At 66.3% G+C, this 19,467-nt stretch carries 18 protein-coding genes and 1 pseudogene; 11 read left to right on the top strand and 8 right to left on the bottom strand.

What is annotated here, in order from left to right; all coding sequences use genetic code 11:
* Nucleotides 1–284 precede the first annotated feature (284 nt).
* A protein-coding gene (locus K3N28_RS15700) for an IS5 family transposase (RefSeq protein WP_374209790.1) occupies nucleotides 285–1,090 on the bottom strand; the annotation gives its coding sequence in 2 pieces (ribosomal slippage) (nucleotides 285–751 and nucleotides 751–1,090; 807 coding nt in all).
* A gap of 32 nt (nucleotides 1,091–1,122) precedes the next feature.
* Here K3N28_RS15700 and K3N28_RS23570 point away from each other — a divergent pair.
* From K3N28_RS23570 to K3N28_RS15675, 5 genes are all read left to right on the top strand, one after another.
* Nucleotides 1,123–1,653, top strand: coding sequence for a YbjN domain-containing protein (locus K3N28_RS23570; protein ID WP_374209798.1), 531 nt, complete (start codon nucleotides 1,123–1,125; stop codon nucleotides 1,651–1,653).
* A 38-nt stretch (nucleotides 1,654–1,691) separates the two neighbouring features.
* Nucleotides 1,692–2,294, top strand: a complete 603-nt coding sequence (locus K3N28_RS15690; RefSeq protein WP_228093489.1) for a hypothetical protein — start codon at nucleotides 1,692–1,694, stop codon at nucleotides 2,292–2,294.
* A 435-nt stretch (nucleotides 2,295–2,729) separates the two neighbouring features.
* On the top strand, nucleotides 2,730–3,491 hold the full coding sequence (locus K3N28_RS15685) for a hypothetical protein (RefSeq protein WP_228093488.1): 762 nt from the start codon (nucleotides 2,730–2,732) through the stop codon (nucleotides 3,489–3,491).
* 375 nt (nucleotides 3,492–3,866) lie between these two features.
* Nucleotides 3,867–5,135, top strand: coding sequence for a tyrosine recombinase XerC (gene xerC / locus K3N28_RS15680; protein WP_228093487.1), 1,269 nt, complete (start codon nucleotides 3,867–3,869; stop codon nucleotides 5,133–5,135).
* 802 nt (nucleotides 5,136–5,937) lie between these two features.
* Nucleotides 5,938–9,033 carry an NACHT domain-containing NTPase gene (locus tag K3N28_RS15675; RefSeq protein WP_228093486.1) on the top strand — a complete coding sequence of 1,032 codons (3,096 nt, stop codon included), beginning with the start codon at nucleotides 5,938–5,940 and terminating at the stop codon, nucleotides 9,031–9,033.
* Between the two features lie 9 nt (nucleotides 9,034–9,042).
* Here the strand turns inward: K3N28_RS15675 and K3N28_RS15670 are convergent, their stop codons facing one another.
* Together K3N28_RS15670 and K3N28_RS15665 are read right to left on the bottom strand one after the other, a co-directional pair.
* On the bottom strand, nucleotides 9,043–9,849 hold the full coding sequence (locus tag K3N28_RS15670; RefSeq protein WP_228093485.1) for an IS5 family transposase: 807 nt from the start codon (nucleotides 9,847–9,849) through the stop codon (nucleotides 9,043–9,045).
* A gap of 43 nt (nucleotides 9,850–9,892) precedes the next feature.
* Nucleotides 9,893–10,369, bottom strand: a complete 477-nt coding sequence (locus K3N28_RS15665; RefSeq protein WP_228093484.1) for a hypothetical protein — start codon at nucleotides 10,367–10,369, stop codon at nucleotides 9,893–9,895.
* A 175-nt stretch (nucleotides 10,370–10,544) separates the two neighbouring features.
* Here K3N28_RS15665 and K3N28_RS15660 point away from each other — a divergent pair, with 175 nt between their 5' ends.
* Nucleotides 10,545–11,075: a hypothetical protein gene (locus K3N28_RS15660; RefSeq protein WP_228093483.1), complete on the top strand. Its 531-nt coding sequence runs from the start codon at nucleotides 10,545–10,547 to the stop codon at nucleotides 11,073–11,075.
* Nucleotides 11,076–11,156: 81 nt separating this feature from the next.
* Here the strand turns inward: K3N28_RS15660 and K3N28_RS15655 are convergent, their stop codons facing one another.
* Nucleotides 11,157–11,606 carry a MarR family winged helix-turn-helix transcriptional regulator gene (locus tag K3N28_RS15655; protein WP_228093482.1) on the bottom strand — a complete coding sequence of 150 codons (450 nt, stop codon included), beginning with the start codon at nucleotides 11,604–11,606 and terminating at the stop codon, nucleotides 11,157–11,159.
* An 87-nt stretch (nucleotides 11,607–11,693) separates the two neighbouring features.
* Here K3N28_RS15655 and K3N28_RS15650 point away from each other — a divergent pair, with 87 nt between their 5' ends.
* From K3N28_RS15650 to K3N28_RS15630, 5 genes and pseudogenes are all read left to right on the top strand, one after another.
* The gene (locus tag K3N28_RS15650; RefSeq protein WP_228093481.1) at nucleotides 11,694–12,107 is read left to right on the top strand and encodes a nuclear transport factor 2 family protein; all 414 of its coding nucleotides are present in this window, start codon (nucleotides 11,694–11,696) and stop codon (nucleotides 12,105–12,107) included.
* Nucleotides 12,108–12,266: 159 nt separating this feature from the next.
* Nucleotides 12,267–13,526, top strand: coding sequence for an ISAs1 family transposase (locus tag K3N28_RS15645; protein WP_228093480.1), 1,260 nt, complete (start codon nucleotides 12,267–12,269; stop codon nucleotides 13,524–13,526).
* 174 nt (nucleotides 13,527–13,700) lie between these two features.
* A pseudogene (locus K3N28_RS15640) lies at nucleotides 13,701–13,910 on the top strand (hypothetical protein); the annotation flags it as partial.
* 9 nt (nucleotides 13,911–13,919) lie between these two features.
* Complete coding sequence (locus K3N28_RS15635) at nucleotides 13,920–14,936, top strand: PLP-dependent cysteine synthase family protein (RefSeq protein WP_228093479.1); 1,017 nt, start codon at nucleotides 13,920–13,922, stop codon at nucleotides 14,934–14,936.
* Between the two features lie 297 nt (nucleotides 14,937–15,233).
* A complete protein-coding gene (locus tag K3N28_RS15630; RefSeq protein WP_228093478.1) occupies nucleotides 15,234–15,635 on the top strand; it encodes a hypothetical protein in 402 nt (133 codons plus the stop codon).
* 268 nt (nucleotides 15,636–15,903) lie between these two features.
* Here K3N28_RS15630 and K3N28_RS15625 read toward each other — a convergent pair whose 3' ends face one another.
* The 4 genes from K3N28_RS15625 to K3N28_RS15610 all read right to left on the bottom strand — a co-directional run bounded on the left by K3N28_RS15625 (nucleotide 15,904) and on the right by K3N28_RS15610 (nucleotide 19,464).
* On the bottom strand, nucleotides 15,904–16,641 hold the full coding sequence (locus K3N28_RS15625; RefSeq protein ID WP_228093477.1) for an HAD family hydrolase: 738 nt from the start codon (nucleotides 16,639–16,641) through the stop codon (nucleotides 15,904–15,906).
* A complete protein-coding gene (locus K3N28_RS15620) occupies nucleotides 16,638–17,450 on the bottom strand; it encodes a DeoR/GlpR family DNA-binding transcription regulator (protein WP_228093476.1) in 813 nt (270 codons plus the stop codon). The genes K3N28_RS15625 and K3N28_RS15620 overlap by 4 nt, the downstream gene beginning before the upstream one ends.
* 101 nt (nucleotides 17,451–17,551) lie before the next feature.
* Nucleotides 17,552–18,559, bottom strand: coding sequence for a zinc-dependent alcohol dehydrogenase family protein (locus K3N28_RS15615; protein WP_228093475.1), 1,008 nt, complete (start codon nucleotides 18,557–18,559; stop codon nucleotides 17,552–17,554).
* Nucleotides 18,559–19,464 carry a carbohydrate ABC transporter permease gene (locus tag K3N28_RS15610; RefSeq protein WP_228093474.1) on the bottom strand — a complete coding sequence of 302 codons (906 nt, stop codon included), beginning with the start codon at nucleotides 19,462–19,464 and terminating at the stop codon, nucleotides 18,559–18,561. Before K3N28_RS15610 ends, K3N28_RS15615 begins: the two co-directional genes overlap by 1 nt.
* Nucleotides 19,465–19,467 lie beyond the last annotated feature (3 nt).

The raw sequence follows: 19,467 nt of genomic DNA, 5'->3' as shown, positions 1-19,467 counted from the left end.
CGTGGCGAAGCACTCGTTCCTCCCGCCCGGATCCGGCGGGGCGGCACGGTCAGGACGCTGCCCGCTGTCGGTCAAAGCGCGGTCTTGCGGAAATCTGCTGGGGCGCCGTCAGACGCCGAGCAGGTTCAGGTCGCGGCGGGAAGCGTCGCCCCGAGCCGCTGAGCCGCTTCTACGAGTTGACTCCAGACCTTCGGCGCCACCGGGACGCCGTTCGCCATGCGGTCGGCCGCGGTCGCCGTGCCGCGTTCGCCAGGGACGCGCGAGATGCCCTCTAAGAGCTTGTCTCAGTTGGCGAGTTTCTTGTAGCAGGTGATGGCCGCGTCTAGGGCGAGGAACGCGGCGAACAGGTGGCCGTGGCGTTCGTATCGCAAAGTCAGGCGACGGTAGCCGCCGAGCCAGGCGATGGTGCGTTCGATCGCCCACCGGTGGCGGCCGAGTCTGGCTGAGGTTTCGATGCCGCGGCGGGCGATGCGGTCGCCGATGCGCCGCTCGCGCAGTGCCCGGTGGCAGTCGGGGATGTCGTAGGCCTTGTCGGCGTGGAGCTTCGCCGGTTTGCGGCGGCGCGGGCCGCGCCGGGACCGGATCTTCGGAATGCCCTGCACCAGCGGCTCCAGTGCTTGGGAGTCGTGCAGGTTCGCGGCGGAGACGGCCAGCGCCAGCGACAGGCCGTTCCGGTCGGTCAGGACATGGATCTTCGAGCCCGGCTTGCCGCGATCGACCGGGTTTGGTCCGGTCAGTGATCCCCCTTTTTGGCCCGCAGACTCGCCACATCGACGATCGCCCTGGACCAGTCGATGTTGCCGGCGGCGCCGAGCCGGTCGAGGACGGCCCGGTGGAGCTTCGCCCAGAGCCCGGCCTCGGACCACTCGACAAAGCGCCGGTGTGCGGTCTGGTGGGAGACGCCGAAGGTCGGCGGCAGGTGCCGCCATGCGCAGCCGGTGGTCAGCACGAACACGATCGCACCGAAGGTCACACGGTCATCGGCTCGGGCAATGCCACCGCCCTGAGCACGCCTGGGCGCCTCCGGTACGAGCGGTTCGACGATCTCCCAGAGCCCATCGGGTACAAGACGTTTGGCGAACTCGTCCACACCAGGTCTATACCAGATCCGTTGAGAGCCAACTGAGACAAGCTCTAAGGCCGGGGCTGCGCGTTCTCGAGATCGGCGGGGCGCCTGGAGCTGCGGCGAAGGCGGTCGCCGACCGGATCATCGCGGCGCTGAGGCACCTCGACATCCGCTACCTCGTCGACGAGAACGGCGGCATCGTCGCCCTCTGGGAGCGGCACATCGTCCAGGTCCGCGCCGAGGGCCCCGACGCCGACATCCTGGTCCTGCGCGCCCGCGCCTACCAGACCGTCCCGCGCGAGTGGGCCGAGCGCGGCTACGCGGCCATGAACGAATGGAACCGCACCCGCCGCTTCCTCAAGGCCCACCTCGGCGAGCCGACCGGATCCGTTCGGGCGCTCGCTTCCGCCCCCGTTGGAACGAACAGAGCCGCCCGGGAAGCCGCCACGGTGATCTCGCGGCCGTGCTGGACCTCCGGTTCGGGTGGATCTTGTTGCCGGCGAGGGGCTTCAACGCGCCGTATCGGATGTACGACAATCCTCGGTCGTAGAAAGCGGCACCGGTCACCCCGGCCCGTGGTGTCCTGAGAGAGCAACCATGCAACCACCATCCAAGGAGGCTCACCATGACCGATCAACTCGTCAGGACCGATCAATACACCGCATCCGATCGACTCCTCGCCAACGCCCTGTTCTCGCCCTCGCATCCCGAGCAGTGGGCGTACCTCTCCGCGAAAACGGGCATGGAGGTAAATGACCTTCGGGGACAGTACTTCGAGGCCGTCGCCCGTCACCTGGAAAACCCCTCGCCGATCAAGGTGGGACCCGCGCAGGACGGCGGTGGTCCGGGCGAGGGCGGCCCCTTGGTCGCCTACGACGAGAGCGACGATGAGGGCGGCCCCGGCGGCTCTACCGACATCACCATCATCCCCGGGGTCGTGGCCATCAAGGTCGAGTACACCGTCCAGATGGGCGACGACTGGAAGGCGTCGGTCACGGTCACCCCGACGATCTTCGGCAACGGGGTGGGCAGCTCCAGCTTCGAGCTGTCGCGTACGCACGCCACCATCGATCTCCATCCCAGCGTCGTCGTCGCCAAAGCCGACCTGACGATCGGCTTCTCCGGCGAGAAGCTGTGCTTCGGGGTCAGCGGCCAGGCCTGCTACCTCGGCTTCGGCTGGCAGTGCCAGAGCTTCAGCGCGAACAACCTCTTCTGCCTGCTGCCCTGATCCCACCACTCCGCCGGCCCGGAAATCGAACGGTCTCCCGGGCCGGCGGAGTCTGACAGCGAGATCTTCCCAAACCGCATCGAGGGGCCTCGCAGCTCATGTAGCGGCAGCATACGGGCCCCGACCCGGGCAAGGATCGCCTCCCTGAAAGGCGTACTGGACGTTGATGGCCACGGCCCCGGGGATGAGGGTGATGTCGGTGGAGCCGCGGGAGCCGCCCTCGTCGGCAACCAAGGCACCGGCCTCGCCCGCACCGCCGCCGTCCTCCGCAGGCCTAAGGGGCGTGGCTCTAGAAACCCGACAACGACAATCACTCACAGTTAGGTTATATGCGCTTAATGCAATGGTTAGTGAGGTTGAGTCTGTGTATCAGGAACCTTCTGGCGCAGGCGCGCCTACCACCGGTCCATCACCACATCGTGAGGAGACATGCCCGTGAACGTACACTTTGAGGACCACAGCGGCAGGCGCCGACCGTGGCGACGCCTGGCACCGGTAGCGGCCGCCGCCTTCCTGCTGCTGGCCGCCGCCGGTACAGGCGCGGCCTCCAATCCGCCTGCTCAGGGGCCCCCGCTGCCCGAGCAGCTCGACCTCACCCCCGGCAGTGAGATCCCGCTGGGCGTCGAGATCGGGCCCTTCGACCTGGGGCTCGCCAACGGCGCAGCCGCCGGCCCCGCACCGGGTGAGGAGTCGACGGTACTCAACATCCCCGGGCTGACCGGCAAACTGACCTTCACCATCAAGCAGCCCGATCCCTTCAACCCGGGCACCACGCCGATGAAGATCACCGGGTTCTCCGCGACCAGCGAGGGCACCGCAGCGCCGACCGACTCCGCGGAGCAGGACCAGGGCCTGGGCGAGATCACCCTCGAACAGGGCGATTTCGAGACGACACCGGACTCGCTGGTGAAGATGCTCTCCCAATCGCCGCCCCAGTGGGAGCAGACCATGTTCCTCGACTTCACCATGACCATCGAGCGCCCGCCCGAACAGCTCATCGCGCTGGCCGGACGCACGGAAGAACCACTGGTGCTGAGCACCAAAGAGCCCGGCAAGCTCATCGGCCAACTGGACAACTTCCCGCCCAAGGGTGAGATCTACCAGCTGGAGAACCCGATCAAGCTGGTCATACCCGACGACCCAGAGAACACCATCGCCCAGATCGACAAGTTCCCGGTCAAGGTCAGCGGCCTTTGACCCATACGCCTCGGGCGGCACGGCTCACCGCCGTGTCGCCCCTTTTCGTCTCCACCGCGAAGTTCGAAACCCGTTCTAAACTCGCTCACTCGATGCTTTGAACTTGGCAGTCACCGATCGGTAGCTTCAAGCTCGAACCGCAGCGTGGATCGACTCTCCTTGATTCCCTCTACCGCGTCAGCGGCCTGAATGCCGCCTGGCTCGAGACCGACTCCCCGGGACGCCCCCTATAGTGGTTCCCGCGCAAGTGGTGACCGGAGGGGTTTCCGTCTTGTCCGTTGGGTGCGCGCAGCCTCGCGCACCCGCTACGGAAGTGGCCGCGCACCCTGCCTATAGAAGAAGCCTAGATCTATCGGTGTCCGGTGAGACCATCACTTGCCGAACCGTACTACTGCTTCGAAGCCGCAGTTGGCGGTGAACCGCTGCGGCAGTCTCGACGTGCCGCTGTCGGTGTGGACCGTCGAGGGACCCGCCGACCTGGTCGACGGGCTCCTGGTCGAGCTGGCCCCGACCGGACCGGTCGCGGCCATCGATCTGCCCGGCTGGGCCGCGCTGCCGCTCGCGGGCCGCGCCGCCCGCCTGTTCTGGCGCACCCGCGCCACCCACGCCGCGCTCGCGGCGCTGCCTGATGCACCGCGGCGGCGCACGACCGCCTATCACGTCACCCGCACCACGGTCGCGGCCAAACTCGCCGTCGAGCAGCGCCTGGGGATGGTGGCCGCCTCGTCCTGGCTGCTGCGCTGCACGGGTGGGCTCGACGCCGCGGCCGGCGCGTTGCGGCCCGGCGGCTCGCTGGTCGTCGTCGGGCGCAGCGAGCAGGACGCGGTCGACATCGCCACCCTGATCGACACCTCCGTCAGCCCCAAGGTGACCGCGGACCTCGACGCCGAGGCGCGCGGCCGTGTCGAGCGGAACGTCGCCAAGCTCGTCGACCCGCCCCGCGGCACACCGGGCCGGCCGAGCAAGGCCCTGGACCTCACCCGGATCCGCGCACTCCTGGCAGCCAGTGCGGGCAAGCCGATCGGCGCCTACATCGCGATCTCCGCGCTTACCGGCATCCGGACCGAGGAGGCCCGACCACTCGAATGGCGCCATCTCCACCTCAACCCCCTCAAGGGCCAGCAGTGCTCGTGCGGACGCGTCCACGATCATGATCTTCCGCCCCACGTCGAGGTGTGGCGCTCGGTACGCGAAGACGGCGACACTAAGACTCCGAAGAGCCGACGCACGTCCGCGCTCCCGCAACTGGTCATCGACCTGCTTCGCGGCCACCAAGTGCGGCAGCGGCAATGGCGGGCCGTGCACGGCTGGAAGTCGGTTGGAATCGTCTACGTCTTCGGCACCCGGCACGACACCGTCCCGCACGCGCAAGTCATCAGAACCCAGTTCAGGGCCGTGGTGGCCAAAGCAGGGATCGCCGGCTCGTGGACGCCGCGGGAACTGCGCCACACCTACGTGTCGATCCTGTCCGACCGGGGCGCGCCGATCGAGCTCATCGCCGACCTCGTCGGGCACAAGGACATCGCCACGACTCGGATGGTGTACCGACACCAGCTCAGGCCAGTCATCACCGGAGGTGCCGAACTGATCGACGACGCCGTGAGCGGCTGGACCTGGGACCTAAAGGGACGGAATATTGGTTAACTTTTGGCTCACAATTTGGCTCACCCCTAGCGGGCACCAACGGAAGCAGGAAGGAGCAAGCATGAAAAAGAAGGCCCCGGTTGCCCAGGGCCTTCGATTCTGTGCGCGAGGGGGGACTTGAACCCCCACGTCCATAATAGGACACTAGCACCTCAAGCTAAATTTATATATCGTAATATCCGGTTTTTTGAATGGATATGCTGCTCAATGCCGAAGGGCAGCAGTCACTGCCGGTCTCAGTCGGTCGTCATTGGTCATCATTTTCTCGATCTATTGGCTCCCTTATTGGCTCCCCGGGCGCCGCGGCCAACCCGCCTTTGATCACCTCAGGATCACTGGATCCGGCAGAACGGGTCCCGCTCCGTCCCGCGTCAGGATCAAACCGGTGCGAACGAGCGGTGATCGCCGCGCTCACCGTCAAGGACAACGCAGGCGCTAGATGGATGCGGCAATCGTTCCAGGACCCGCTCGGTATAGGCAGGGTGCGCGGGTATGTCCGCGCCAGGGTGCGCAGGGTGCGCGCACCCTCGGAGTCGAATCACGCCTAGAGAGTCAAACAGCTCCTTGATCAGTAGACGCCACCATTGCCGAGGGTTGGCGACAACGTCCTTAGAAGCGGTGCCAGGAGCCCACCACACGCTGGGAATTGTCTGAGGAGGTGCGGTCGGAGGGACCGAACGGCTGAACGAAGCCGATGTGGCCGTGGCCTGTTGCGGTAACCTTCCTCATATTCATTCACGGCCTGTAGGCGGTGCGGCTACGCACCTGCCGGGTGGTGCCGCAGGTGGGTAGGAGCTGACGGATGTCTGTCGCGGGTAAAGCGCTCACCGGACTGATCGGGGTATTGGGGATCCCGCTCGCCTGGTTGGTGGTCCAGCAGGGGTTTGCCACGGGGTGGGTCGCGGCAGTGCTCCTGGCGCTGTATGAGGTCGTGATCCTGTTGGGCGCGATCGTGGCTTCGGTCGCCCAGCAGGTCGTGCGCCGCCGCATTGAGCAGGTCATGGACGTTGTCGACCTCGCTCTCGGCCGTCGGGTCTCGCGCTACGCCCGCTACTACCGCCGTTACGTACTGGAGCGCGAGGGCCACATCAACGCGCGGGACCTAGCCCACACACCCAGCCACATCCCTGAGTTGGACGCGGTCTATGTGGATGTCGGTCTGGCTCCCGGGTCTCCCTCTGGCAAGGCAGGCGGGCTGCTTCCCGCCCCGCGCGTCGATCAGACTCGGCGACAATCGATCCACGATTTCCTGGACCAGGAGCGACCGGCCGTCTGCGCGGTCATCGGCGCCCCGGGCAGCGGCAAGAGCACACTGCTTCGGCACACGGCCCGACTCGCGGCCAATCAGGGCAAGGATCGCCGACGCCGCATTCCCGTGATGCTAGCGCTTCGCGACCATGCCGAATCGCTGACCACCAAGACCTCTGAGTCGCCCGAACCGCCCCCGACACTCGCGCACCTTATCAGGGCTGACGTGGGAACTCTCGCGGTCGCCGAGCCTCCGGGCTGGTGGGAAGTTCAGCTGCGCGCCGGTAACTGTCTGATCCTTCTCGACGGCCTCGACGAAGTCGCGCGCAGCGAACACCGCGCCGCCATCGCTGAATGGATCGAGAAGCAGATCGCCAAGCACCCGAAGAACGACTTCGTGATCACTTCTCGGCCTCACGGATATAAGACCGCGGTCATACCTCAAGCGACCGTGCTTCAAGTGCGGCCGTTCACGACTCAACAGATCCGCCAGTTCGTCCTCGGCTGGTGCCGCGCCGCCGAACGACTGGCGACCGGAGCATCCGGCCCTGAGATCGACCAGCGCGCCCGCGAAGAGGCCGAAGACTTGATCAGCCAGCTCTCCTCAGCTCCGGCGCTGATGGAGTTGGCGGTCAACCCCCTGCTGCTGACGATGATGGTGTTGGTGCACCGCGATCGACGTTCGCTGCCGGCGGGTCGAGCCGACCTCTACGACCAAGTCTGCGACGTCATGCTCTGGCGACGCCAGGAGTCCAAGAAACTCGAGGTCAAACCGCCTGGCACGGTCCGGCAGCGAATCCTCGCGGCACTGGCGTACGACATGATGGTCGCTGAGACGCGCGATTACCCGAAGCATCAGGTGCTAGAAGTCTTCAACCGTGTCCTGCAGCAGGTCGACTCCGACATAAGCGCTGAGGACCTACTGACCGCGCTCGTGGAGACCAGCGGGCTGCTGGTCGAACGGGAGAAGGATCTGTACGCGTTCGCACACCACACCCTCGGTGAATACTTGGCCTCCAAGCACATTCGCAGTAAGAACTTGGTCTCGACGCTGGTCCGCTCGGTCGGCGACCCCTGGTGGCGGGAAACGACGCTGCTGTACGTCACCGACGCTGACGCACACGACATCGTTGAGGCGTGCTTGAAGAAGAACACGGGTGCCTCGCTGGCGCTGGCGTTCGACTGCGTGTGGCACGGACAACTGGATCGCGAAGTTCGCGCCAGCCTCGACCGACTGCTGAAGGAGGCGTTCGAGGACGGCGCAGACCCCGAACGCCGCCGTCTCATTGCCAGCGCTCTCGCGGCGGGTCACTTGAGCAGGCTCGTCACCGACGAGCATGGGACGATGCTTTGCCCGTACCCGATCCCCGAGCATCTCTATTGGCTGTTCTGCGAAGACACGGGTGTCCCATTTCCTGAGGGCATGAATGAAATGGAGCTCGATCCGTCTCGACCTGCGGCCGGGATCTGGCGCAGCGATGTAAGGGCCTTCATCGACTGGATCAACAGCGTCGATGTACCCGAGAACGCCACTACGTTTCGACTGCCCACCAGCCCTGAAGTCGAGTTCCTGATGAGCAATGGAACAGCGCAGAGTCAGGACGCCGAACTGCGCCGAACCGCTTGGACGGCAAGCGCGCAGGGCACAGTGGCTCGCAAATCGTGGTCGGCGGATGAGAGTGATCCCCTTGAGGTAACCGGTGAGGACCTGCTTATTGCAGTCCGGCTCGATCTTGTGCACTCGCCGTTGATCATCGATTTCATCCTCGCCGGAATTCGTCTCGATGCTCGTGCGATCGCCGATGCCTTCAGCCGATCGCTCTCCCACTACTCTCGCGGAACATACGATGATGAGGTCGAATACGCCTTTCTCACCACAAAGGATCTCCTCCTCAACGTCGAGATCGTCAGGATGCTGCTGCAGGACTCCTTCCCTGCCTATGACCTCAAGAGAGCGCACAAGCTCGATTTTCAACTCGTGCACGGGCTGGCGAAGCAACTCGCATCCACTCAACCCAGCGCTCGCAATTTGACGCACTCCTTGGCACTCGCACGCCAGCTCGACGATGCTTTCTCATCGGCGAGCCAATTCTCAGCCAACTTCGACCCGCGGACCCTCGACTACGCCAGCACAAGGAAGACCGCGTTCGAGAATGTAATGGGACGGACCCTAACTCAGGTTCTTACAAACGTCGCATCCGACACGGAGGTGATGACGCACACAGACAAGAAATTTGCAGTTCCGAAGGAAACTTTCGAGCTGAGTCTCCTTGAATGTTCGGGAGTTTTTGGATACCGGCTACTCTTCAGCGAATCAGTGGATCTTGACTCACTTTTCGAGAAGCTTCGCGTGGCATGCTCCGCCATGGGAGGCGACAACGTGAACCGACGAGAGCCGATCTGGGCACCGTCGGTCGCGTGGAAGCTTCTCCACACTGCGGAGCCGGTGTTGACACGTACGCAACGACCTCTACTCAAGGACTTCGCGAACGTTCGGATCCCCGCTTTGCTGTTGGCCGGGGAAGCCGAACTCGCGGGCAACCCTTCGGTCGCTTCGGCCTTCCGCTCGGTCGCCGCAGGCGTCACTTTGCTCGAACATCGACTCAACGGCACGGCACCGTTGGAGATCATCCTTCTCGCCCGGGAGTAAGAGCGCGTCTCAGTTGGTGAGTTTCTTGTAGCAGGTGATCGCTGCGGCGAGGGCGAGGAATGCGGCGAACAGGTGTCCGTGGCGTTCGTATCGGATGGTGAGGCGGCGGTAGCCGCCGAGCCAGGCGATGGTGCGTTCGATGACCCAACGGTGGCGGCCGAGCCGGGCCGAGGACTCGATGCCGCGGCGGGCGATCCGGTTGCCGATACGCCGCTCGCGCAGCGCGCGGTGGCAGCCGGGGATGTCGTAGGCCTTGTCGGCGTGGACCTTCGCGGGTTTCCTGCGACGCGGGCCACGCCGCGACCGGATCTTCGGGATGCCCTGGACCAGCGGCTCGAAGGCTTGCGAGTCATGCATGTTCGCGGCCGAGACCCCGAGTGCGAGTAGCAGTCCGGCGCGGTCGGTAAGGACGTGGATCTTCGAGCCGGATTTGCCGCGATCGACCGGGTTGGGGCCGGTCAGCGATCCCCCTTCTTTGGCGCGCAGGCTCGCGCCGTCGACGATCGCCCGCGACCAGTCGATCTCGCCGGCGGCGCCGAGCCGGTCGAGCACAGCCCGGTGCAGCTTCGCCCACAGTCCGGCCTCGGACCACTCGGTGAACCGCCGGTGCGCGGTCTGGTGCGAGACGCCGAAGACCGGCGGCAGGAGCCGCCAAGCGCAACCGGTGGTCAGGACGAACACGACCGCCGCGAACACCTGCCGGTCACCGACCCTGGGGATACCGCCGCCCTGCGCCCGCTTCGGCGAGGCCGGAATCAGCGGCTCGACGATCTCCCACAACCCGTCGGGCACCAGGCGCCTGGCGAACTCGTCCATGCACGATCTATACCAGATGCCTTGCACGCCAGGCGGAGCGAACTCATAAGCCTGAGCTGGATGTGCCTGGAGGAGGTGTCCAGCTTCGATGCATGCCGGCGTTGTAGCCAACGAGCAGGTTCGCAGGAGCTATGACCAGAAGGAGCAACAGCACGTTCCCGGAGCTACTCGGGTTCCACAATGCGAACAGCCAAACCAGATAGCCGACGACGAAGGAGAGGCAGTAGAACCCGGCGGCGCCGAGTTGCAACTTCCCGGCCACCAGGGGCCCGATGATCACCGCGCTGAGCGGGGCGAGCAGCAGGAGGGCCAGCATGTATGGTACGCCCGCGCCGGGGGCGAACTCCTCTGAGGTGCCAGCCCAGGACGAGGAGACGGCATCGCCGCCGAACGTGACCGCAGCGGCAGCGGCGACCTGAGCGAGACTGACCATCAGGGTCTTGCCCAAGGCGATCTCGCGTCCCCTACGCCGCAAGACGGATCGGCTCTCATGCCCCTGGGGGTTCACTTGCTCGCTCATGCGACCCAAGCCTACCGAGCATCCTCACCGCGGCCCTTCGTGGGGAGCAGCGAATACACCAACTGAGACGCGCTCTTAGAGTGTGTCTCAGTAGGTTCTCGGAGTGTGGGTTGGCGAGAGTAGCCGTCCGTGGGCGGCGTTCTGGGCCGTCGGTTCCCGGTGCCAGAATCGGTGTATGGGGCGAGTGCTGCTGGACGAGATGGTCGAGACCGACTACGGACTGTTCGAACTGTGCTGGGGCGACTACGGTTTCGACGGCGATTTCGATCGAAACTTCGCCGGTCAGGTGAACGGCTTGGTCGGAGCCGCTTCCGGCCTAGGGTTGTACGTCAATCTCGCCAGGCGGTCCGGGGGCTCGCCTGTGCGTATCGTCCTGGCGCCCGAGCCTTCTCCGGCTGATGTCGAAGCCTGGGAGGACATCGTCGAGGTCTCCATCGCGATTCCGCTTGACGCTGAGGTGGTGTGGGGTGTCTGGGCAGGCGAAGACGGCGGTGGCCTTGACCTTCCTTCCGGGGCCTACCGGGTGCGCGTCAGCGCCTGCGGGCGCGATGCCGGTCATCAGGGCGAGTTCGCCGACGGCGCAGTGGACCGCTACCTGCTGGAGCTGTGGCCGGCCCCGGTCCGACCCGATGCGATCATCCAGAGCACCAGCGCCGATGCCGACTACTGGCATCGCGAAGTGGGAAGTCGTCGCATCACGAGATGAGCACGCAGGGTGTGTTCAAGTTCCGGGTCGGTGTGGGTTGTGGTTGCGGCGCGATGCTGGGATGGACGGTCGAGGCGTGTCCTAACTCCGTTGGGTGCGCTGGTGGTGTGCGAGTAGCTGACCGAGCATGCGAGTCAAGGCTGCTCGGTCTTCGGCCGCGAGCGGTTCGAGCAGTGATTCCTGTGCCTTGTCGAGCGCGCGGTCCAGTCGCCGCAGTTGCTCCTCACCGGTCTTGGTGAGGGACACGAGGTTGCGCCTGCGGTCGTCGGGGTCGGGGGTGCGTTCGAGGCAGCCCTGCTCGGCGAGTTCGTTGACCGCCGCCACCACATCGCTGCGGTCCATGTTGGAGTGGCGGCCGAGCTCGGCCTGGCTGACGACGCCGAACTCATCCAGGGAGGACAGGATTCGGTAGTGGTACCCGCGCGCGCCCGCCTCGGCGAAGGCCTCTGCCGATAGCCGGTGGGCGTGGACTGCCAACTGGGTGAGCAGCCAGCTGGGCATCTCGATCAAGCGTGCGGGAGTCTGCTCCATCACTTCACGATACAAGGTTGGCATCGCCAACGAATCCATCTATAGTTGGCTCCACCAACGTTAGTAAGACAAACGAAAGAGGATGGCATGTCCAACCACGCGATGATCGCCGACCGATTCGAGATCGCTGACCTGTTCACCCGCTTCGCGCTCCTGCTCGACGAACGCCGATGGGACGACGCCGGCACCGTCTTCACCGACGACGTGGTGGTGCACTCGCCGCGGGGAGGAGCGATGCGCGGCCTCGACAGCCTCGTCGACTTCATGCGCAAAGCCGAGATCGAGGGAGAGCTCACGCAGCACACGCAGTTCGACGTGTTGGTGGAGCTCGACGGCGACCGGGCGGCCGTTTCGGCGAACTCGGTCGTGTACTACTTCCGCGAGGGCGAGCCGCCCCATCAGATCGGCGGCCTGCGCTCGAGCAGTGTCGTGGTGCGGACGCCAATGGGCTGGCGGGTCAGCGAACACGAGGTCAAGCCGCAATGGATCAGGAAGGACTGATGTTTGTCCTTGCAGCTCAACAGGATTCGATGATCGGGTTGATCCAGCCCTCACCACTGACAATGCCGGGTGTGTTTGATGCCCGCGGTCAAGCACATCGCCGGGCTGAAACTGATTTGGGTTGCTGAGCGGAGCAGGCGCGGGGTTCGTGATCCTCGGGTGCTGAAGCCCAACCATCACGAAAGCATCCCGTGCCTGCCCGCTCGCCCTCCCCGATCCCCGCCGTGCTCGCGAAGCCGGGTCCGCTCGAACCCGACACAGTCGCCGACCTGCGCCCCCTACCTCGACTCGGTCCCCGATCCGAGATCCCGGCGCGGCCGCTGGTACTCCCTGACCGCGATCCTGCTCGTCTGCGCCTGCGCGACCGTCTCGGGCGCGAGGAGCATCGACGAACTCGCCGAATGGGGTGCCCGCGCCGGGGCCGAGATCCTGGAAGCGGTCGGGATCCGCCGTCATCTGCTCTGCTGGCGCCGCTTCCCTTCGCGGGCCACGATCGGCCGCGCCCTCGAACGTCTCGACGGCGACGCGCTCGACCAAGCGATCGGCTCCTACCCGGCCGACCGCCACCACGCACTGACCGACCCGACCGGCCCCGGGCGCCCGCAGCGGATCATCGCCGTCGACGGCAAAGCCCTGAAAGGCTCGGCCCGGCTCGACCAGCGGCACCGTCACCTGCTCTCGGCCCTTACCCACCGCCTGCCGGTCACTGTCGCCCAGGCCGAGGTCGGAGCGACGACGAACGAGACCGCGCACTGCAAGCCCCTGCTCGCGCCACTGGGCTGGGCCGGCGACGTGATCACCTTCGATGCCCTCCACACCGTCCAAGACCACGCCACATGGCTGGTGAAGGCCAAACAGGCGCACTACATCGCGGTCATCAAGACGAACCAGCCGACCACGCACACCCAGATCAGCGCCCTGCCCTGGAGCCAGCTCCCCGTCGCCCCTACCGCCTCTGAGAATGGACACGGCCGCACCGAGTCCCGCTCGATCAACACCATGGCCGTCGCCAACAACCTCGGTGGCATCGCCTTCCCCGAGGCCGAACTCGCCATCCGCGTCCGCCCCCGCCGCAAGGAATCCGGCCAATCCGAAACCAGAGAGACCGTCTTCCCCGTCACCAGCCTCGACGCGCACCAGGCCACCCCGGCCGTCCTCGCCGCTTGGATCAGGGGCCACTGGTCCATAGAGAACTCGTCTCCCCACATCAGGGACGTCACCTTCGGCGAAGACGCCTCGACCGTCCACGCCGGGACCGCACCCCGCGCCATGGCCGCCTTCCGCAACCTCGCCATCGGCGCCCTCAAGACCCTCGGCGCCGTCAACATCGCCACGACCACCAGGGCGATCCGGGAAGAACCCGAACGAGCCCTCCCAATCCTGGGCACCCACCACCACCCGAACCCTTCAGGAACTTGAACAAGCCCTGATGAGCACGGCCAGTAAGAGCTTGTCTCGGTTGCCACGCAAGGCATCTGATATCGATCTGATGTGGATGAGTTCGCCAAGCGTCTGGTGCCCGATGGGCTGTGGGAAATCACTGAGCCGCTGATTCCAGTCGCACCGAAACGCGCCCAGGGCGGTGGCAGCGACCGCATCGCCCGCCGGGGTATCGAGTCCTCCGCGCGCCTGGGCTGCCACCGCCGGGCCGTGGAACGCACCATCGCCTGGCTCGGCGGCCACCGCCGCCTCACCATCCGATATGAGCGCCATGTCCACCTCCTCACCGCATTCCTCGCCCTCGCAGCAGTTCTCACCTGCTACACACCTCGCGCAGTGCGGCCACTTTTGCATCCGGCGTAGGATGGGCGCATGACCGAAGCGGCATGGGCACGCGGGGCGATCACGGCGCTGCGGGCCGAACCCGCGCCGGCGACGCCACTGCGACGCGCGATCGCGCGGTTCGGCGGCGCCGTCGTCCACCTCAAGGACGAGTCCGCCCACCCCTCGGGCAAGCTCAAGCACCGCCTCATCCGCGACCTCCTCCTGCACGCGCTCGCCAGCGGGGACCTGCGCGAAGGCGCGACGCTCGTCGAAGCCACCGGAGGCGGCGGCGCCCTCTCCCTGGGACACTTCGCAAACCTCCTCGGACTGCCGTTCACCGCCGTCATGCCCGCCCGCGCCCACCCCGCCCAAGTCGCCGCGATCGAGTCGCTCGGCGGCCGGTGCGAACTGGTCGACCCGCCCCTGGCGATCTACACGACCGCAGAGCGGATCGCCGCCCAGGACAACGGGTTCTACCTCGACATGTTCAACCGCGCCGAAGCCGCGACCGACTGGCGCACAGGGAACATCGGCAGCGAACTCCTCGCCCAGTGCGACACACCCCCAGGGTGGGTCGTATGCGGTGCCGGAACCGGTATCACCGCCGCGACCCTCGCGCGCCACTTCCGGTACGCGGACGCGCCGACGCGGGTGGCCGTGGCCGACCCCGGGCACTCGGCGTACTTCCCCGGCTGGGCCAGCGGCGACCCCGGCTATGGGACCGGCATGCCCTCGCGCGTTCCCGGCATCGGCCGCCCCCGCATCGAACCGGCGTTCCGCATCGACCTGGCCGACCGCGTCGTTCCCGTCCCCGACGCCGCGAGCATCGCCGCCATGCGGTATCTCGCCGAGCGCACCGGCACCCGTTACGGCCCCGCCACGGGTACCTGCCTCTGGGCCGCACGCCAACTCGCCGCCCGCACCGGCGCAACCGGCGCGATGGTGATCGTCGCCGGCGAAGGGGGCGAACGGTACCGCGACACGTATTACAGCGACGCGTGGCTGGCGGGCAAGGGCATCGACACCGGCCCCTGGCGCAGTGTTCTCGAGGAATCGAGCGGCTAGTCGCGCCGCAGCGGCGTACGCCCCGCGGCGCTCAACACTCCTGCGCCACGCTGACCGCACTGCCTGCTTCGCCGTGTGACCGGTCTCAATTAGGCCGAGGCAGTCAGACCGCTGTTGAACTGCGGTTTCTCATTGTTCCCGGGGCAAGGTCCGGGTCGATCTGCCTCGTTTCAGTTGGGGTAGATCGCTCTCCGTCGGCGATGCGACGGAGGACGTCTTCAGCGAATTCCTCCCCAGGGAGTCATACCCCTGGCCTACCGCCGAGTCCTTCTGATACACACCGGCTAAAGTCACCCGATGATCTTCGCCGCGACGGTGCTGTGCCCGGTCTCGTTGCTCATCCTCGTGGTGTTGGCGGTCGCCGCCGTGACCGCCCCCTTGAGGAAGCGCCGCCCCGCGCGAAGCACGGTGTTCAGCGCCGCATCGCTTGCTTCCCTGTGTATCGCAATCCCGCTCTACGTGGGCACGCTCTTCGTGTCTTCCCCGTGGGACACCGGAGAGGAATGCAGTCGGCACGGCGCAGGCGAGTTTGTCAACCTCACAGAGTGGCTGTTCCCACCCAGTTTCGTGCTCGAATGCACGGAGTGGACAGTACAGCTCGTTCCGGCTGGGGCCAATCCCGCACTGATACTGCTCATCGCCGCGACAGTCGGGTTCGCCGTCGCGGCGATCGTCGCCCACAGGAAGAGCATCAGATAGCGGAGGAGCCGGATGCCGCTTGCGTGCGGTGGTTCGGCCCTTTCGTACCTTCCGGGGTGCTTTAGGACGCAGCAACACAAGACCGGCTCAGGATGAGTACCTCAGCTCGACTGAGACAACCCCCAGATGCCTCCGCTAAAACGAGACTGCCCCGGAACTAACGAGACGGGACACCGTGGCTCGCATCCGCTTCCAAAAACCCACCAACTGAGACGCGCTCTTAGTGGCTTTCCGGCGCGCAGCCTGGGTATGGCGACGCTCTCAGCAGTCAGTGGAGGAAGTCGAGGACGTGGCTCAGGCCTCGTTCGCCGGTGCGGGGTTCGGCCGGTAGGAGGTACGCGCGGAGCCCACAAGCGACGGCGGCGCCATCGCGAACGGGGTTGTCGCCGACCATGAGAGCCGCCCTGGGGTCGACGCCCAGTCGGTCGCAAGCGATGCGGAACAGCTCGGGGTCGGGCTTCTCCCGGCCGAGCTCGCAGGAGATGACACAGGTGTCGACCAGCTCGGCCAGGTCATGACGCTTCAGGTGGAAGCGCAGATCCCAGCCGAAGTCGCTGACGATGCCCAACCGGATGCCGGCTTCCTTCAGTGCCCGCAGGACCGGCGCCGTGTCCGGATACGGGACCCATGAGTCGGGCGCGCGAAGCACTTCGTAGGCGGCCTCTTCGGCGCCTTGCAGGAGGTCAACACGGCTCCACCAGGCGTGCATGGCCTCCCAGTGCCGTTCGGACGAGAGGTCGCGGCCGGTTTGGAGCCGGGCGACCTCCGGGTCGCGGTACCCCGCGTTGAGCTGGTGGACCGCGGCTTTGAAAGCGCCCTCGGCGTCCAGCAGGTCGGAGCGGCCGCTGGCGGCGGCAACGCGGCGCAGCCACGTCGGGAGGTCGATCATGCTGAACAGCGTGTTGCTGAAGTCGAACAAGACCGCTTGGACCGGCGGTACCGGTGCGGCCGATTCGGCTTCCGTGGGCCGGTAGGCCGCTTCGATGTCGAACAGGCCGTGGATCATCGGGCCGCGTCCGGGGAGACGATGTGTACGTCGGCTCGGAGCTCGCGCATGGCGGCGATCTCCTCCTCGGGGACGGCGGCGTCGATGAAGGTCGTCAGGTAGTCGGCGGCCGTGCCGTACTGGAAGGTGGCGGTCTTGCCGAACTTGGTGTGGTCGACCAGCAGCATGGCATGCTCAGCCGATTCCATCATGGATTCTTTGACCTCGACGAACTCGCGCAGTGGGTGGTAGAGGCGGCCTTGGAGGATCGTGGTGGCGGACATCAGGGCGAGGTCGGCGTGGAGGCGTCCGAGGGCGCGCGTGACCTCGGGCCCGGTGCAGGAGTTGAACTCGCCGTGGAAGCGCCCGCCGAGCAGCGTGACTTCGACGCGCGGGAGTTCCCTCGTAACGTGCTGGGCGACGCCGATCGAGTTGGTAATGACCGTGAGCCGTTCGACTCCCTTGCGGGCGAGCGATCCCGCGAGGGGGTACAAGGTGCTCGAATCGTCGATGAGCACGGTGCTGCCGGCCTCAATGTGGGAGGCGACCGCGTCGCACATCGCGCGCTTCTCGGCGAGGTTCGCGTCCTCTCGGAAGCGCGTGGCGGTCTCCATGGTCAGTGCGGGGTAGGCGACGGCGCGGCCGCGTTCCTTGCGGAGCATGTGCCGCTCGGCGAGGACATCGAGGTCGCGGTGCATCGTCATGAGGCTGACCTCGAAGCGGGTCGCGAGGTCGGCGATGCGGATCTCGCCTTCCTCGGCCACGCTGTTCAGGACGGCCTGGCGGCGCTGGTCGACATCGGCCTGCGTAGGCCTGGTCTTACCGGTCATACGAATCCTCCTCCCCGTTCCTCGGCGACGGCCGCTGTGGTGATCGTCCTGCAAGTGAAAGCGTAGACGATGGCGTCGGCGCTCCTGGTGTTCCGCGTACGTCATGCGGGGGCTCCCGGGGTGATCTGCAGTTTGCGTCCGACGCCGACGCGGAAGCGGTCGATCGCGTCGGCGTATTCGTCGAGGCCGAAACGGTGGCTGGTCATCACCGCTGGGTCGAGCACTCCTCTGCCCATGAGCTCGACGGCGCGACCGAAACTGTGCAGGACCGCCATCGATCCGACGATGTGGATCTCGTCTTTGTAGACTTGGAACGGCGAGAAGGATGCGGCCGCGGCCTCGGGTGCGACGCCGAAGACCTGGAATGTGCCGCCCTTGCGGACTCGGCGCAGACCGTCCTCGATCGCCGGAACGGCGCCCGTGCAGTCGATGACGACCTCCCAGCCCTGCGGTCGGTCGAACGCGTTCGCCTCCGTGGCGGTGCGATCAGCGGCCAGGTCGGCGGCGACCCCGAGGCGGTCGGCGTTCAGGTCGACGACCGATACGCTCGCCGCCCCCGAGAAGCGGGCGAGTTGGGCCATCATCAGGCCCATCGTGCCCGCGCCGTAGATGAGGTAGTGCTCGCCGACCCGGCCGGGCAGCAGGTCAAAGCCGTGCACGGCGCAGGAGAGCGGCTCGATCAGCGGCGCGTCCGCCAGCGACACGTTCTCGGGCAGGAGAAAGCAGTTCGCCACGGGAGCGACGCAGAATTCGGCCGCCGCGCCGGGGCTGTTGATCACGCCGAGTGCGTTGTAGCGCTCGCACAGGTTCCCGCGCCCGATCTTGCAGTAGTGGCATTCGCCGCAGAACACGTTCGGGTCAACGGCCACGCGGTCGCCTTCGGCGAACTCGGTGACCTGCGAGCCGACCGCGGCCACGGTGCCGGCGAACTCGTGGCCGGGCACGATCGGGTAGACCGTGCCTTCCAGGTCGCCGTCGATGATGTGGAGGTCGGTCCCGCAGATTCCTGCGCCGGACACCGCGACGAGGACCTCGCGCGGCCCCGGCGTTGGCTCGTCCACAGTGGTGCTCTTGATTTGGCCGGGCGCTTCGACGATGATGGCGCGCATTACTTCACGGCTCCCATGGTAAGGCCACGGACCAGCCATTTCTGGGCGATCCAGCCGGCGAGGATCACCGGGAATGCGGCCATGGTGGCGGCGGCGGACAAGCGGGCGAGGAACAGGCCCTCGCTGGTGATGAACCCGGTGAGGAACACAGGGACCGTGGCGGCCTGCGTCGAGGTCATGCTGACGGCGAAGAAGAACTCGTTCCAGGCGAAGATGAAGCAGATCAGCGCGGTCGCGGCCAGGCCGGGCGCGATCATCGGCAGGATGATCTTACGGATCTCGGTGAGGAACGGCGCCCCGTCGACCTTGGCGGCCTCCAGGACCCCCTTGGGCAGCTCCATCATGAACGACCGGATCATCCACACCGCGATCGGCAGGTTCATCGCCGTGTAGATCAGCGTGAGCATCGTGATGTTGTCGAGCACGCCCACGTTGTTCGCGAGGACGTACAGCGGCAGGATGATCGCCGCCGGAGGCATGAAGCGGGTGGAGAGGAAGAAGAACAGCGAATCCCTCCAGCCCGGGATCGGCCGCAGCGACAGCGCATAAGCGGCGAGGGTGCCCAGGATGATCACCAGGACCGTCGACCCCAGCGACGCCATCAGCGAGTTGAGCAGGAACGGCAGGAAGTCGCGGCCGAGGATCGCCTCGAACTGGTCGAGCGTCGGCTCGAAGAAGAAGGTCGGCGGATTCGTCGCGGCCTGCGCCTCCTGCTTGAACCCGGAGACGAACATCCACAGCACCGGGAAGAAGAACACCAGCGCAACAGCCCAGCCCACCAGGACGAGCGTGCCCGTGCGCAAGAGTGGACGCAACGCGCCTCGACGGCTGCGGCGGCGTACCGGCGGATCCGGCAGTTCGGCGTCGCCTTCGGTGAGCGGAGGATTCGAGATCAGCGCGGTCATGAC

Source organism: Glycomyces sp. TRM65418 (assembly GCF_019710475.1).
Taxonomy (GTDB): Bacteria; Actinomycetota; Actinomycetes; order Mycobacteriales; family Micromonosporaceae; genus Glycomyces.
The sequence above is the reverse complement of the archived record's forward strand: the minus strand, read 5'-3'. Positions and strand labels throughout refer to the sequence as shown.